This is a genomic window from Myxococcus llanfairpwllgwyngyllgogerychwyrndrobwllllantysiliogogogochensis (assembly GCF_006636215.1).
GTDB lineage: Bacteria > Myxococcota > Myxococcia > Myxococcales > Myxococcaceae > Myxococcus > Myxococcus llanfairpwllgwyngyllgogerychwyrndrobwllllantysiliogogogochensis.
The window spans coordinates 1-14,569 of the sequence record NZ_VIFM01000028.1 but is presented as its reverse complement, the minus strand read 5'-3'; the positions used below and the strand labels follow the sequence as shown (position 1 = coordinate 14,569).

The window sequence follows — 14,569 nt, the reverse complement described above, 5'->3', positions numbered from 1 at the left end:
CGACAGTGTCGCCGAGGCGTCGGTTGGCGCCTCGGGTCGTCGAGCCTGGGTGACTTCGGCCGGCGGTTGGCTTCCAATGGGCGCGGATGACGCCCGAGAGAGAAGCCCTCCTGCCCCTGGCGCCGGCCTCCGTGGCCACCTCGCAAGGTGAGCCCCGATTTGGCACGTACCAGGGTGAGTTGCCCGAAGTGGACCTGCCCAAGCTGCTGGGACGGTGGGCTCCGGCCCGCGCCACCCGGCTGCTCAAGCGCAAGCGGTGGCACTACACCTTCGTGGCGACGCCGGAGGTGGCCGCGCTCTTCGCGGTGGTGGACCTGGGCTACTCGTCCAGTGCCTTCGCGGTGGCGCTCGACCTGGCCGCGCGCAAGCCCTTGTGTGACGTGAGCTTCCTGGGCGCGCCGGGGCCCATGTTGTCGCTGGGAGACAAGCCCGGCGCGGGACTGTCCGCTTCCTTCAGGACGCTGGGCGGCAAGCTGGCCATCCGCCGGGGCGAGACGGACGAGCGCTACCAGGTGGAGGTGGACGTCAGCCGCGTGCGCACCGGCAGCCTCAACACCTTCCAGTGGGCCGGCGAGCTGCTCGTCGCGGGTGGCCCTCCCGCGCTGACGGTGATTGCGCCCGTGCAGGGTGACGGGCTCGTGAATGTCACGATGAAGCGCAACGGCCTGTTGTCCTTTGGCAGCCTGGAGGCGGGCGGCAAGCGCTTCCGACTGGACGGGGGCGTGGGCGGCATCGACTACACGCAGGGCTATCTGGCGCGGCATACGGCGTGGCGCTGGGCCTTCGCCGCGGGCCGGCTGGCGGATGGCACGCCCGTGGGACTCAACCTCGTCGAGGGCTTCAACGAGAGCAACACCGAGGCCAATGAGAACGCGCTGTGGCTGGGGGACCGGCTGTACCCGCTGGCCCGCGCGCGCTTCGAATACGACACGAAGGACCTGCTCGCGCCGTGGCGGCTGACGACGGTGGACGGCGCGGTGGACCTGCGCTTCCAGCCCTTCTACGTCCACCGCGAGGAGCGCAACCTGCGCCTCATCATCAGCCACTTCGCCCAGCCCGTGGGCTTCTTCGAGGGCACGGTGACGGTGGGCGGCCAGACGCTCCAGCTCTCCAACGTCCCCGGCGTCACCGAGGACCAGGACATGCTGTGGTGAAGCTCACCCCTCCAGCGGCGAGCTGGTGATGCGCACCGCCTGCTCCTCCACGAAGTGGCGGCGCGCGAAGTCCTTCAGTTGGGCGCTCGTGGGGATGGGCGGAGGCTGAAGGAAGCCCAGGTCCGTGAGGGACTCCAGCCGGGGCTCCGCCGCCTGTGAGGCGACCGCGTCCGCGACCTCCGGCCCCGCCTCCCGCCAGCGCTCCGAGGTGCGCTGGCCGCGCTTCTCCAGGAGCTTCCGCTCGGCCGCGCTGGGAGGCTTCTTGGCGAGCGCGTCGAAGGTCTCCTGCATGAGGTAGGGCAACCGCGAGCCCTCGATGGAGCGCGTATATGCGAAGGCGAGCAGCAGGTCATTGCCGCGCAGGTTGAGGCAGAGCACGCGCATCGCGGAGACGATGGGCTCCTCCACATGCACCTGCTGCAACAGCCGGAGCTGGAGCAGGGACGCCACCGCGCGACAGGTGGCCCGCTCCTCGCGGGGGACGGGATAGCCCAGCGTGACGAAGGTGACGTGTGCCCGCGTCTGTTGCACCACGGGGTACTGCGCGCTCTGCATGGCGGGCGCGACGGCCTCCTCCGGGAGCGCGGGCGGCAGGCGGTAGGCCTCCTCCACGAGGGCTCGTGCCTGCTCGACGCTCACCGCCCCGGTGAAGACGAGTGACACGTTGGAGGTGACGTAGTTGCGCGCGTAGTACTCCTGGAGGTCCTCACGGGTGATGCGCGCTCGGGTGGCGGGCGTGCCGATGAGGGCGCCTTCGAGGGTGATGTCCTGGAACATCGCCTCCTCCACCTGGCTTGCCAGGCTCTGCCGCGAGAAGTGATAGCGGCCCTCGGTGGTGATGATGCCCAGCTCCCGCTCCAGTCGCTTGCCGCCGGGGAGCGTGGGACTGGTCACCATCCGCAGCACATCCCTCGCGAGCGGAAGGAAGCCCGTCCCGGGCGTGTCCAGTGCGTACACCGTGGACCGGGCCGACGTGAAGGCGTTGAGCGTGCCCCCGGCCGTGTCGATGCTCGCGCGCAGTGTCTTGCCCGGCACGTCCTGACTGCCCTGGAAGACGAGGTGCTCGAGCAGGTGCGCCAGGCCCTCCTTGCCGCTGGGGTCTCTCGACGAGCCCGAGCGCACCACCAGGCGCAGCGAGGCCGTGGCGGACTCGGGACGGGACAGCACCACCAGCTCCGTGCCGTCCTGGAGCAGCTCGGCATGGAAGAGGGGGGCGATGGGAGCGGCGGCGAGCGCCAGGGTGGACCCGAGAGCGCAGCACAGCAGGAGCCAGGAGCGAAGGGAGGACATGGCTAGCGTCGCCGCGAGCGGGTGCCCGCGTTGTTGAAGGTCTTGCGAGGGGGAGGGGAGAGCGCCCGGGGACTGAAGAGCAGGTGTACGAGGCGGTCCTCGCGCAACCAGGGTTCGACCAGTCGCGCGAGGCCCTCCGGCGACAGCGAGGAGAGCGAGTGCTCCACCTCCGCCGAGTACCACGCGGGCGTCTGGAGGCTGCCGGCGAGTGTCAGGGCCACCGCGCGCGGGTGCTGGTCTTCCAGGCGCAGTCGCGTGAGGGCCGCGCCCTGGGCCGCCGCGAACTCGTCGGCGGTCACCCGGCCCTCGCGCACCTCCGCGACTTCCTGGAGGAGATAGGGGCCCAGGTCCAACGCGGAAGGGTCGCTCGCCGGAAGCGTCAGCACCAGCGCGTCCATCCACGGTGTCAGCAGGGGCGACGCATCCTGTGCATATCCCACGCCCATGGTGCGGAAGCGCTGCTCCATGCGCCGGCGCAGCATGGGCCCCACGACGCGCAAGGCCGCTGACTCCGACGCGGTGGTGAGCTTCACCGGAAAGGCCAGGACGTTGACGTCGCTGTGCGCCGGCAGCTGCCGCTTCACCGGGAGCTGAATCTGCAGTCTCGCCACGGGCGAGGGGATTCCCCCCTTGAAGCGCGCCAGCGTGCGGCGCAGCGCGACGGCGTCGAAGGTCCCCGCCGCGATGACGGTGGCGTTGCGTGGAGAGAAGGCGCCCGCGAGGTGCCGCTCCACCGTCTCCGGGGAGATGCTCTGCGCGCTGCTGGGGTTGCCAGGCGGCGCGGCCGCATAGCGAGGGTCGTCCGAGAGCGCGATGGCGAGGCGCGTCTCCAGGAAGTCCTCCGAGGACGTCAGTCCCGGGTCCTGGGTGGTGCGCTCGGCGGTCGCCTCCAGTCTGGAGGGGATGAGCTTGGGGGCCAGCAGCGTCTCGAGCAATTGGCGCGCGAGCCGGTCGAAGTCCCCGGAGTTCGACTCGAGGACGAAGCCGCTCTGGCGCAGCCCGGTGAACAGCTCCAGAGACGCGTCCGCGCCGAAGAGTTCCCGCGTCAGCTTGCCGTAGTCGCCGCGCAGGTTGGCCTCCAGCAGCGCGTGCTGGGAGAGCCGCGTGAGGCCGGTGTCGCCGCCCTCGTCGAAGCGTCCGGTGGAGAAGAGCACCACGAGGGTGGCCGTCCTCGCGCCCTCACGCGGAGCCAGCACGAGCCGCGGGTGCTCGCTGGACTCTTGTGAGCGGAGGACCTCGAAGGGCGCGGCCACGGAGATTCCCGCCCACAGCAGGGGGAGCAGGGCCCAACAGCGCTGACGTGACTTCATGGTGTGTCCACCGAGACAGGGGTTTCCAGGTCGGGCGTGGCGACCAGCACCCTGGGCCCCGCGGTCGTCTCCTGCACCTTCAGGCCGTTGAGGCCCGCGCGGTGCACCGTGAGCGAGTACCGCGCGGCCCGGTCCGATTCCTCGCGCCGGGGCCACAGCTGTCGCAGCCGACGGTTCCACCAGTCCAGGGAACGTCCCCCGTAGAGCAGCTCGTCGGGCCCCCGCCGCGCGCCGCCCCGCGACGCGAGCGAGGTGCCTGGCTCATCCTCCAGCACCAGCGTGGGTTCGCCCTGGTTCCACAGCACCGACTCGAGGGGCGCCCCCGTCGTCCCGTAGCGCGTCCAGCTTCCATGCCGCAGGCCCCGCGCATACGTCCCCTCCACCTTCCGACCGCCCCCCGTGAAGTAGAGCGTGTAGGGACCGTCGAGCACGCCCTGCGAATAGTTCCGGCGCTCGTGGGGCAAGCCACTGTCGGCCACGTCCACCACCTCGCCATGCAGGAGGCCCTTCGACCAGGAGGCTCGGGAGAAGCGCATCCCTTCCTCCGTGTAGCGGCTCCACTCCCCGAGAGGCAGGTCGTCCTGATACAGCCCCTCGGTCCGCAACTGCCCCGTCGCGTCCCAGGCGTGATGCGCTCCCGAGCGTCGCCCCTTCGTCCACGCGGTCTTCTCGCGCAGTCTTCCTCGCGTGTCTCGCAGCCACGCGGCGCCATCCCGCTGTCCCGTCTCGTTCACGCACTGGCGAAGCACCCAGCCGTCCTCGCGCTCCTCGCGCTGGAGCGTGGTGCCCGGGTCACAGACGGGAGGCCGGGCACGCATCGTCACGAAGGCAGCGCCTCCGAACACGCACACCGCCACCACCACGCCGCTGGCGAGCGGAGAGAGCAGGGGCGGCATCCAGGGTTCGCGAGCGGGCGCGGGGACCGGACGGCGCGCCCGGGGACGGCCCTGCTGTCCCTGGGTGAGCCGGTGCAGCATTCCCGCGCGCATCCACACCACACCGCACGCGGTGCAGGGTGACACCGCGCCTCCAGGCAGCATCACGGTGGTGACGTACGCCTCGCACGAGACACAGCGGACCTGCCGTCCCGTCTCCTCGAGGGGAGTGCCCGTGGCGCCCAGCTCCGGAAGCCAGCGGGCCTGCTCCATGGGCGACAGCAGGTCCCCCTCGCAGCCCAGGCAGTGCGCGCCGATGCGTCCGGGGGCCCGGTACAGGCGGGCGGCCCAGACGCACTCGGGACAGTCGAGGCCCGTGTCCTCGGTGGGCGGAGGCTCCGGCGGGGCTTCGGGGGCGAGCTCCTCCTCGGCCCGGGGTTCCGGAGCGGGCGGCGTGGACGCGCGCTGACTCAAGACGCGATAGGCGCCGAGCAGCAGCACCGTCTGCGCGAGCAGCAGCGCCCCATCGAACAGGGGCACCGCCAGCGTCCACCCGCTCGTGGAGGTCCAGGCCTCCGCCACGAGCGCGCCGATGAGCAGGAGGTGAGGGCCGACGAGCCCCACCAGGATGGCCCACGGCGTGATGGCCCTGCGGGCGCGGGGCTCCACCAGCGTGGCGAAGAAGCGCGGCAGCCCCACGAGCGAATAGCCTGGGACGAAGGCCAGCGCGAGCACCTGGAGTCGCGAGCACGCCTGCTGCCCGCGCGCCACCCAGGACAGCTCCCGCCACAGCAGGAGCAGCACGCCCCAACACAGCGCGGGGAGCAGAGATGCCAGCGTCGAGGGCCGCCACGGCTCGAGCGGCGCGTCCCAGAGCACTGGCCAGAGGACCCAGGCCTGGAGCGCGTGTGGAAATGACCCAGGGACCGCGAGCTGAACCAGCCGCGCGACGAGAAAGACAAATCCTACGCAAGCCAAGGACTTCAGCAGAAAGTCTGGTTTGAGAAGCCGGGTTGTCAGGGATTGCTTGGGAATGTCCAGGGTTTCTGGATTTGCTGCGGATGGTGAGGACATTTCCCCCCTCGACGGCGAGCGGTGCGCACTCTAGCCGAATGAGCTGGTCTGTCATCAAACTCTGACAATCGTGGTGTGTCCCACGGTGCGTGAATTGGCATGGGATTGACGCGCCTGTCAGGTCGCGTATACGGCGGCGTCCGCCGAGGCTTCAGTCATTCAGAGGGGGAATGGACCCATGTTTCATCGACCTGCTGGTGTATCGCCGTGGCTTGCTCTCGTCCTCACGGTGGTGAGTGGGGGCGCGCACGCGCAGTACTCCACGTCGGGATATCGTCCGCGGAGCACGGTGCCCTTCAAGCAACTGCCTCCGCGCGACTCCAAGGTCGGTGTGACGACTGTCGACAGCGCCGTCGAGGGCGCGGCGCTCCCCAACCGCGCGGCCTTCTGCAAGGAAGTGAAGGCGGTGCTGCGCGGAGCCGGTCAGGGCTTCCAATCCCTGCGTGGCGCGCCGTTGAAGAGCTACTCGGAAGACGTCTCCGTCTGGGAGTCGAGGAAGGGCATCCAGGACTTCCGCTGCACTGTCTACAGCACGCGCGCGCTGGGGGATTATATCTACTGCGTGCAAGGCAACATGGAGTGCAAGCCTTTGCAGGACCGGTTCCATCTCTATTCCTCGTACCTGATGGAGACCTGTGCTCCGCGATGGAACTGGCGGGACTCGCGACTGAGCATCTACGACACGTATGACCCTCGGCGGATGACGAGCGCGACGGATGAAGAGGCCACGCGGATGACGCTGGAGGTCTCCCGGTCCAAGGACTCCTATTCCACCTGTGACCTGGTGTTCTCCGTCGAGCTGCTGTGACGTCGGGCGCGTGCCGGAGGTAGGCTGCCTGGGTCCATCCTGTCGTCAGGAGTGAGCCCATGTCCTGCCCGCACTGCGGTCAGCCACTTCCCGAAGCGCGCATCGCCGCGTGTCCCCACTGTGGCCGGGACGTGAAGCCTTCCTTCGACAAGCCGCTGTTCTCCGAGGACACCGCCGAGTCCGCCCGGCGCACCGCCGAGTCCGCGGGCCGCGCCGTGCAGTCGATTCTGGAGGACCCTCGTCTGCGTGAGCGGCTGCCGGGCGGCTCGCTGCCGCTGCTCGGCTCGGGGCTGGTCGCCGCCGCCGTGCTCCTGCCGGGCCTTCCCATCATCGGCGGGAGCATTGGCCTGCCGTGGTCCGTGACGATGCTCGCGGGCAGCATCCTGCTCGGTGCCCGTGAGTGGAGCGCCGCCGGCCGCCCCGTTCCCCCGCCACTGGAGAAGCTCGCCCAGGTGGCCTCGCACGCCGCCTTCCTGCCGCTCTTCACCGCGCTGGCCGTCACCTTCGCGTTCCTGTCCCTGGGCTTCGGATTGGTGCCGCTCGTCTGGGTGGGGGCCGCCGTCGTGCTGGGATACGTGCAGTGGCGCGTGTTCCAGGCGTCCTCCGCCTCGGCACCCGAGCTGCGGCCTTCACCGGAGGCCTCGCGACTGAAGCTCTGGGTGTGCGCGGGCGCCGCCGTGTGCGCGGTGTCGATGCTGTTCTCCTGGGGCACGGGGATGCGCTCGTCCACGTCCCTGGGCGGCTACGGCTACGACGACAAGCTCGTGTACGAGGTGGACAACACCGGCCGCTCCACGGGCCACACGTATACGGACAGCAGGTACACGTGGAAGCCCGGCCTCACCAACACGTCCTCCTTCTTCGCGAAGTCGGGACGCGCCCGGCCCGGTGCGCCGCTCGTCGTCCTGGCCCTCATGTCCCTGGGGCTGCTGGCCGCCGTGCCGCGTGCCCGCGACGCCGTGCCGCCCATGCTCCCGTACCTCCTGGCCGGCGTCGTCACCTTGTGGGGACTGCTCGGCCTGGGATTGCACGCGGGCCCGCTCCTCTTCCTACTCGGCGCGGTGGCCATCGACGTGGCCCTGGTGCGCGCGCACCGCGCGGCGAGCAGCGGAGCAGGCGACGCACCTCCGGGGGGCGAGGATGCGCCGCCGGGCCCGGGTTCCGCCGAGAGCTGAGTCGCCCTCGGCGGAAAAGGGCTCGCCCGGCTACGAGACTCGGGCGCGACGTGACTCGACGATGGCGCGGAAGGAGCGGCTTCGCAGCTCCTCCAGCGTGAGGCCGGTGGCCAGCGCTTCGTCCTGGCTGAGCGCGCCGCAGCTCAGGCCCCGGAGGAAGAAGTTGAGCAGGCCCTGGCCCGTCGCCGCGTCGTCGAACACGTCACCCACCAGCGTCGCCTGGGCCGCCTTCTCCATGAAGGCCTTGAGGCGCCGGGTGGCGGTGTCCAGGCCCTCCAGGAAGAAGGCATACACGGCCGCGTAGCGTACGGGCAGCTGCGCGGGGTGCAAGTCCCAGCCCTGATACCACCCACGCTCCAGCGAGTGACGGATGTGGCGATAGGACAGCTGCCACACCCGCTGCACCGCCTCGCTGTTCTCACGCAGTTGCGTGGGCAGCAGCGGCAGGTCGCCCTGCTTCTTGTTCGGCGGCACGGGCATCACGTTCGTCGCGCCGTCGGCCAGCTGGATGCCGGTGCCCGCGAGGCAGACCTGCACCAAATCCCGCAGGAAGTCGCAGGCGGGGTGCAGCATGCTCTGCACGTGGGCGCTGACGCTGAGCGCGGCGGTGTAGTCATACAGCCCCAGGTGCACGCTGGAGCAGCGCCCCTCACCCGCGGCCACCAGCGCGGGCAGGTGCAGGCTCCCTTCTTTGTTGAAGAGGGCCTGGGGCGTCTCCACCATCAGCTCCAGCCCGAGCGCGCCGCGCGTCAGGCCGTGCTCCGTCTCCAGCACTTCCAGGATGCGGGCGAGCGCCGCCACCTGCTCGGGCACGGAGACCTTGGGCAGGGTGACGACGAACGACGGCGGCAGCTTTCCGCCGCTGTGCTCCAGGAGCGTGGTGACGAAGAGGTCCAGGGTGCGAGAGGCCCGCTCGAACAGCTCCTCGGTGAAGGACTTCACCCGGATGCCCACGTACGGCGGCAGCGAGCCCTGGGCCAGTCCCCGCGCCATCTCCTGGGCGGCGGCGACGGCGTGCGAGTCCTCCTCCTCGTCGGGACGGTGGCCATAGCCGTCCTCGAAGTCGATGCGATAGTCCTCCACCGGCTCGCTTCCGAGCTTGTCCAACACCCGCTCGTAGACGCGCTGGGCGAAGCGCCCGCGCTGGGGAAGGCCCAAGCCGTGGGCCAGCTCCGCCGCGTCCGGCGCGTAGGTCTTCATGGCCCCCAGGGCGAGGTCCCCCAGCTTCCGCGCCGCCTCCGCGCGGAAGAGGTGGGCGCCGCCGTACACGACGTGCACCGGCTGGCGACGGGGGGACTCCCCCGGGTACTCGCGCGCGAGCTCGGCGTTGGCCCGCCGGAGGGACTCGCGCGCGCTGGAGAGGCTTGCGGGCGTCAGGGTGGTCTTCATCGGGAGCCTCTCAAGAGGGGTGCGTCAGGGCTGGCGCTTCAGCCACGCGGAGACCTCCGGGCCGCAGCGCTCGCGCAGCTCCACGTCCTGCGACAGCCGCTCCAGCGTCTGCGCGGTGGCCTGGTTCGCGTCGCTCACCGGGTTGTCTCGCAGCAGCGCCTTCACCGCCTCCAGGTGCTCGCGCGTGCGCAGCATGCCCAGCGATTCCACGATGCGCCGCACCAGCATGGGCGCGCCGCCCGTGCGCGCGACGACGTCCTTCCACTGCTTGCGCATCTGCGCCCACCACGCGTCGCGGCCGGTGCGGTTGGCCAAAAGCCCCGTCACGAAGCTGGCCACGTCCTGCGTCTTCACCGTCTCCGAGAAGAGCAGCCCCTGCGCGCGCTCGGCCAGCGCCGGGTCCTCGAAGGCGGTGAGCGCCATCAGGTAGCGGCGCTGCGTGGCCGGGTCCGGCTCCTTCGGCACCTTCTGGAGGAACGTGTCGAAGAGGGCCGAGTCTCCCGCGCGCGCCACCATGGCCACCGCCACGTCGAGCAGGTTGGGCTCCAACGCGTCACGCTCTCCCTGGAGCATGCGCGCCACGCGCGGGCGGGCCTCCGCGAGCGCCTCCGGGCTGCGAGCCAGGCCTCCCACCGCGCGCACCAGCGCGGAGCGGCGCAGCTTCACCCGGTCCGACTCACCGGATGCCGCCTGCCAGCCCAGCTTCTTGAGCCCCGGGCTCAACAGCTTCTCCACCCACGCACGCACGCGCGCCTGGTCCTCGCCATCCACCAGCCGGTTCTCCACGTACGCGAGCCTGCCCACCAGCTCGTCCAGGACGGAGTCGTCCTCCTCGTTCCCGAAGCGCGCCGCCAGGTCCAACAGGTCCGCCACCGAGCCCCGGCCCGAGCGCACCAGCGCCCACTGGTCCTCCAGCAGGGCGATGCGCTCCGAGGGCGCCAGAACCTGGAGGTTCGACGCCAGGGCCGCGAGCGACGCCTTGTCGTAGGCCATGCGGTAGAAGCCGGTGGAGCCCGCGTTGGCGCACAGCCACTTCACCGCGCCAGTGCCCTCCAGCTTCACGGTGGCCTGCTTGTCGCGGAACAGCACGCGCTGCTCCCGCACGCCGGAGGCGTCCTCGTAGCGCAGCACCATGGGCACCGGCCACTTCTCGCCGCTCTCCACGCCCGGCTCCGAATAGAAGCGCTGCTGCGACAGCGCCACCTCGCGTCCCTCCACATGCGCCGTCACCAGCGGGAAGCCGCTCTGGCCCACCCACGCGGTGGCCAGCTCCTCCACCGGCTGCTTCGCGGCCGCGCCCAGCGCGTTCCACAGGTCTTCCTTCACCGCGTTGGCGCGCGCGTGCTTGCGCATGTACAGGCGGATGCCATCGCGGAAGGGGCCTTCCCCGAGGAAGCCCTCAATCATCCGCAGCACCGCGCCGCCCTTCTCGTACGTAATCGCGTCGAAGCTCTCACCGGCCTCGCCCGCGTTGCGCACCTCGCCGTGGATGGGGTGCGTCGACTTGAGTGCGTCCAGGTACAGCGCGCTGGTGCGGTGCGAGTCGAAGTCCAGCCACATGCGCCACTCGGGGCGCCACTGGTCGACAATCTTGAAGGCCATCCACGTGGCGAACGCCTCGTTGAGCCAGAGGTCGTCCCACCACACCATGGTGACCCAGTTGCCGAACCACTGGTGCGCCAGCTCGTGCGTCACGACTTCCGCCACGCGCTTCTGCACCGACAGGGGCGCGGTGGCCGGGTCCAGCAGCAGGGTGACCTCGCGATAGGTAATCAGGCCGGCGTTCTCCATCGCGCCCGCCTCGAAGTCCGGGATGCCCACCTGGTCCAGCTTGGTGAAGGCATACGGCAGGCCGAAGTAGTCCTGGAGCAGGGGCAGCACCGCCAGCGCCACGTCCTGGCCAAAGCGCGTCAGGTGCTCCTTCTCCTTCAGCGACCAGGTGCGCACCGGCACGCCCCCCACCAGCTGCGCCGGCGTGCCCACCAAGGGGCCCACCACCAGCGCGACGAGGTAGCTGCTGAGCACCTCCGTCTCCTGGAACGTCACCTTCGTCAGCGCGCCGTCCTTCTCCTCCTTGACGATGGGGCCGTTGCCCAGCACGGCGAGCCCTTCGGGCACGCGCACGCTGAGCGACCATTTCGCCTTGAAGGCGGGCTCGTCGAAACAGGGGAAGACGCGGCGCGCGTCGGCGGCCTCGAACTGGGTGGCGGCCACCTTGCCCGCCAGGTACAGGCCGCGCAGGCCGTCCGTGAAGGACCCCGTCCACCCGAGCTCCAGCGTGGCGGGCCCCTTGGGCAGCGGGGCGTCGAAGCTCAACACCACCGTCTCGCTCACCTCCACGGGCCGGATGGACGTGGGCTGGTGCCGCGCGTTGCCCGAGCGGAAGGACACCTCGCCCAGCTTCAGGGCGATGGCGTGGAGGATGATTTCGCGCGTGGGCTCGGCCAGCTCCACTTCGATGGTCTGCTGTCCGGAGAAGGACTTCGCGTCCAGGTCCAGGGTCAGCGTGGCCGCGTAGCGGTGGGGGCGAACGGCGGTGGGGAGCCGGAAGTTCTTGTCTTCGGTCGGATGCGCCATAGGGAGGCGGAATCTAGCCTCGCTCGCGGCGCGCGTTCCCACTTCTGTCACGCGGGTGCAAGAAACCTGTCGTCCGCCGGGTGGGGTGTCGTCCGCCACACCCTTACCGCCCCGGCTCCCCGTCCGGGCCCGCCCTCCGTCCGCGAGGGCCACGGCCCGGGACGAGCTGCTGGAAGAGGCTGGACTCCCGCTGGAAGAAGCCGTCCGTGTGGAACGAGTGGGGCAGCTCCAGCAGCAGGAAGTCCAGGTGGTGACACAGCTCGTGGAGGAAGGTGCGCAGGTACGTGCGGAAGGCCACCACGCGCGCCTGCTTCGCGGTGCGCATCCAGACCTGGAGTCGCGGCCGGCGTCCCGGCTCCCAGGTGTAGAGGCCGTGCAGCTCGCCCTCCTCGGAAGAGGGGCGCACGTCCAGCACCTCCACCCGGACGCCGGGGACATCCAGCCGCTCGCACAGCGCCTTGCCCAGCCGCGTCGTGGCGCGCTCCAGCGGGCCGCGTTCACCCATGGCCAGCGCCTCCCGGACCTCGTCCACCAGGGGATGCAGGGCGGTGGGCTCCCTCACCCGGAGGGCCGTCACTCCATCGCTCATCCGATAGGTGCGTCGCTGCTCGGGATTGAGGCTCTCGTAGTAGGCGAAGGGCACGGGGCGGCGGCACTCTAGCGAGCACGGCGCGTGAGTGCCTGCCTCCGACTCCAGGCCGGCCTGGGCGGACGGGGGCCCTCCTGCTCCTTTGGCCCGGCCGCGCTTCCCCGCCCTGGCTGTTTACCTTGCGATGGGGGTCGGAATGGCACTCACGCTGGGGCGCGCCGCCTGGGAGCGAGCGGTACTGCTCGCGGTGTCCTTCGAGGTCCTGAAGGTCGTCAGCTCCCACTTCGTGTTTCCGCCCCTGAGCAGCGCCATCCTCTGGCTGCCCGCGGGGCTGACGCTGGCGTTCCTCATGCGCTCGCCCACGCGCATGTGGCCCGCCCTGCTGGCCGCCGTGTTCGCCGCGGAGCTGGGCTCGGTGCTGTCCCAGGGCCTGCCCTGGGGGCTTGCCGCGACGTGGGGGCTGGGCAACGTGCTGCGCACCTGGCTGGGGGCGGCGCTGATGCGTCGCTTGCTGGGTGGAATCGTCCGCTTCCATCGCGTGCGAGATGTCACGGGGCTGCTGGTGCTCGGGGCGGTGGTGGGGGCGCTGCCGAGCGCCACGCTGGGCGCGCTCGGCGCGACGAGGTGGTTGGGCTCCGCGTCGTTCGCGAGCGAATGGATTGTCTGGTGGCTGAGTGACGCGCTGGGCACGGTGCTCGTCGCGCCGCTGCTGCTGACGTGGTGGCCCGTGGCGCGCGCGACCTCTCCGCCGAGACGACTGGTGGAGTCCGTCTTCATGATAGCGGTGGTGGCGCTCGTCGGCGTCCTGGTCTTCAGTGTCGAGGGCACGACGGGGTCCGCGGCGCTCTCCACCACGCTGCCCTACGCGGCGTTTCCCCTGGTCATCGCCGCGGCGCTGCGGCTGGGGCCTCGGGGGGCGGCGAGCGCGTCCGCGGTGATGAGCGCGGTGGCGGTGGAGTACACGCGCCTGGACATAGGGCCCTTCGGGGCGCTGTCCGTGTCCGCGTCGGAGCGCGTCCTGTCCGTGCAGGTGTTCATGTCCGTGCTCAGCCTGACGGCGCTGACGGTGGCGGCCGTGGTGGCGGAACGGCGGCGCGCGGAGGCGGCGCAGCGCGTGTTGGCCACCGTGGGCGGGGTGCTCGCCGAGTCCCCTGAATGGAGCGTCACGCTGCCTCGGGTGGCGCGGCTGCTCGTGCCCGAGCTCGCGACAGGTGTCGCCATCTGGTTGCAGAACACCGACGGCGTGGTGGAGCGGGTGGCGGCGGCGGGCTGGACGCCCGCGCGCGAAGTGGGGCTGCGAGGACGGTTTCCTCCGTTGCCAGCGCAGGCGAGCGAATGGACGGGCCCGGAGGGCGCAGGGGTGCTGGTGCCGCTGCGAGTGCGCGGACAGGTGGTGGGCGCGCTGGCGGTGGCCATGGACCTGGAGGGGACAGGGCGACGCAGACGGGAGCATGTGCTGGCGGACGACGTGGCGCGCAGGTGCGCGATGGCGCTGGAGAACGCGCGACTGCTGGAAGAGGCCCGTGAGGCCGTCGCCGTGCGTGAGGACTTCATCGCCGTGGCGGCGCACGAGCTGCGCACGCCGCTGGCCACGCTCACCCTGCGGGTGCAGGGGTTGATGGCGCTGCTGCGCGGAGGCACCGAGAACGGCTTCCTGCTGGAGCGACTGGAGGCCATTGCCCGACAGTCGCGGCGGTTGACGCGCCTGGTGGAGAACGTGCTGGACGTCGGCTTGTTCAAGGCGGGCGGGCTGGAGTTGCGGCGCGAGTGGGTGGACCTCACCGCGCTGGTGGATGACGTGCTGGAGCGCTCCATGGAAGAGGCGACGCGCGCCGGGACACCGCTGCGACTGACGGCCACGGCCCAGCGGGTGCGCGGGTGGTTGGACCCGGGGCGCGTGGAGCAGGCCCTCTCCAACCTGGTGTCCAACGCCATCAAGTTCGGCGCGGGGGGAGAGGTGGACGTGGCGCTGAGTCAGGTGGGAGGCCGCGCCCGGCTCGTCGTCACGGACCGGGGCATCGGCGTCCCTCCCGAAGCGGTGGAGCGCATCTTCGGCCCCTTCGAACGGGCGGTCTCCACGCAGGAGTACGGAGGCCTGGGCCTGGGGCTGTATCTCACGCGCCGCATCGCGGAGGCACATGGTGGCTCCGTCCAGGTCAGCAGCACCCGGGGGGCGGGCGCTTCCTTCGTGCTGGAGCTGCCGGTGGAGCCGTCGCTTCCGCTCCTGAACGAAGACCCGGCGCGGCAGCCTCGCGCGGGCGCCTGAGGCGAGTCGCTGGGTGCCGGAGGCGCCAGTGGGGCGACTTCACGGCACAGGGTGGGAAAGGG

The 14,569-nt window shown here is 70.8% G+C and carries 10 protein-coding genes; 4 read left to right on the top strand and 6 right to left on the bottom strand.

Annotated elements, in window-relative coordinates; all coding sequences use genetic code 11:
* Window positions 1–86 precede the first annotated feature (86 nt).
* Window positions 87–1,154: a DUF2804 domain-containing protein gene (locus FJV41_RS09620; RefSeq protein ID WP_141642139.1), complete on the top strand. Its 1,068-nt coding sequence runs from the start codon at window positions 87–89 to the stop codon at window positions 1,152–1,154.
* Between the two features lie 3 nt (window positions 1,155–1,157).
* Here FJV41_RS09620 and FJV41_RS09615 read toward each other — a convergent pair whose 3' ends face one another.
* The 3 genes from FJV41_RS09615 to FJV41_RS09605 are packed head-to-tail and all read right to left on the bottom strand — an operon-like array spanning window position 1,158 to window position 5,433.
* Window positions 1,158–2,444, bottom strand: coding sequence for a M16 family metallopeptidase (locus tag FJV41_RS09615; RefSeq protein WP_141642138.1), 1,287 nt, complete (start codon window positions 2,442–2,444; stop codon window positions 1,158–1,160).
* Window positions 2,445–2,446: 2 nt separating this feature from the next.
* Window positions 2,447–3,754, bottom strand: a complete 1,308-nt coding sequence (locus FJV41_RS09610) for a peptidase M16 family protein (RefSeq protein WP_141642137.1) — start codon at window positions 3,752–3,754, stop codon at window positions 2,447–2,449.
* Complete coding sequence (locus FJV41_RS09605) at window positions 3,751–5,433, bottom strand: toxin-antitoxin system YwqK family antitoxin (RefSeq protein WP_220137846.1); 1,683 nt, start codon at window positions 5,431–5,433, stop codon at window positions 3,751–3,753. The genes FJV41_RS09610 and FJV41_RS09605 overlap by 4 nt, the downstream gene beginning before the upstream one ends.
* A gap of 448 nt (window positions 5,434–5,881) precedes the next feature.
* Here FJV41_RS09605 and FJV41_RS09600 point away from each other — a divergent pair, with 448 nt between their 5' ends.
* Both FJV41_RS09600 and FJV41_RS09595 read left to right on the top strand, forming a co-directional pair.
* Entirely contained in the window at window positions 5,882–6,511 is a 630-nt protein-coding gene (locus tag FJV41_RS09600; protein WP_141642135.1) for a hypothetical protein, read from the top strand.
* Between the two features lie 59 nt (window positions 6,512–6,570).
* On the top strand, window positions 6,571–7,686 hold the full coding sequence (locus FJV41_RS09595; protein ID WP_181790527.1) for a zinc ribbon domain-containing protein: 1,116 nt from the start codon (window positions 6,571–6,573) through the stop codon (window positions 7,684–7,686).
* Between the two features lie 30 nt (window positions 7,687–7,716).
* On the opposite strand, the gene FJV41_RS09590 is transcribed toward FJV41_RS09595, so the two are convergent.
* The 3 genes from FJV41_RS09590 to FJV41_RS09580 form a co-directional block, all read right to left on the bottom strand.
* On the bottom strand, window positions 7,717–9,075 hold the full coding sequence (locus tag FJV41_RS09590; RefSeq protein WP_141642134.1) for a DUF6986 family protein: 1,359 nt from the start codon (window positions 9,073–9,075) through the stop codon (window positions 7,717–7,719).
* Between the two features lie 24 nt (window positions 9,076–9,099).
* Window positions 9,100–11,652 (bottom strand): M1 family metallopeptidase, encoded by a 2,553-nt coding sequence (locus FJV41_RS09585; RefSeq protein WP_141642133.1) that lies wholly within the window; start codon window positions 11,650–11,652, stop codon window positions 9,100–9,102.
* A gap of 103 nt (window positions 11,653–11,755) precedes the next feature.
* Window positions 11,756–12,295, bottom strand: coding sequence for a hypothetical protein (locus FJV41_RS09580; protein WP_141642132.1), 540 nt, complete (start codon window positions 12,293–12,295; stop codon window positions 11,756–11,758).
* 142 nt (window positions 12,296–12,437) lie between these two features.
* Between FJV41_RS09580 and FJV41_RS09575 the strand changes: the two genes are divergently transcribed.
* Window positions 12,438–14,507, top strand: coding sequence for a sensor histidine kinase (locus FJV41_RS09575; protein ID WP_181790525.1), 2,070 nt, complete (start codon window positions 12,438–12,440; stop codon window positions 14,505–14,507).
* Window positions 14,508–14,569: the final 62 nt, after the last annotated feature.

Excerpts from the sequence above, each read along its gene's own strand:
- FJV41_RS09620 (WP_141642139.1), top strand. The coding sequence starts at position 87 with ATGACGCCCGAGAGAGAAGCCCTCCTGCCCCTGGCGCCGGCCTCCGTG.
- FJV41_RS09585 (WP_141642133.1), bottom strand. The coding sequence starts at position 11,652 with ATGGCGCATCCGACCGAAGACAAGAACTTCCGGCTCCCCACCGCCGTT.
- FJV41_RS09600 (WP_141642135.1), top strand. The coding sequence starts at position 5,882 with ATGTTTCATCGACCTGCTGGTGTATCGCCGTGGCTTGCTCTCGTCCTC.
- FJV41_RS09615 (WP_141642138.1), bottom strand. The coding sequence starts at position 2,444 with ATGTCCTCCCTTCGCTCCTGGCTCCTGCTGTGCTGCGCTCTCGGGTCC.
- FJV41_RS09595 (WP_181790527.1), top strand. The coding sequence starts at position 6,571 with ATGTCCTGCCCGCACTGCGGTCAGCCACTTCCCGAAGCGCGCATCGCC.
- FJV41_RS09575 (WP_181790525.1), top strand. The coding sequence starts at position 12,438 with ATGGCACTCACGCTGGGGCGCGCCGCCTGGGAGCGAGCGGTACTGCTC.
- FJV41_RS09610 (WP_141642137.1), bottom strand. The coding sequence starts at position 3,754 with ATGAAGTCACGTCAGCGCTGTTGGGCCCTGCTCCCCCTGCTGTGGGCG.
- FJV41_RS09590 (WP_141642134.1), bottom strand. The coding sequence starts at position 9,075 with ATGAAGACCACCCTGACGCCCGCAAGCCTCTCCAGCGCGCGCGAGTCC.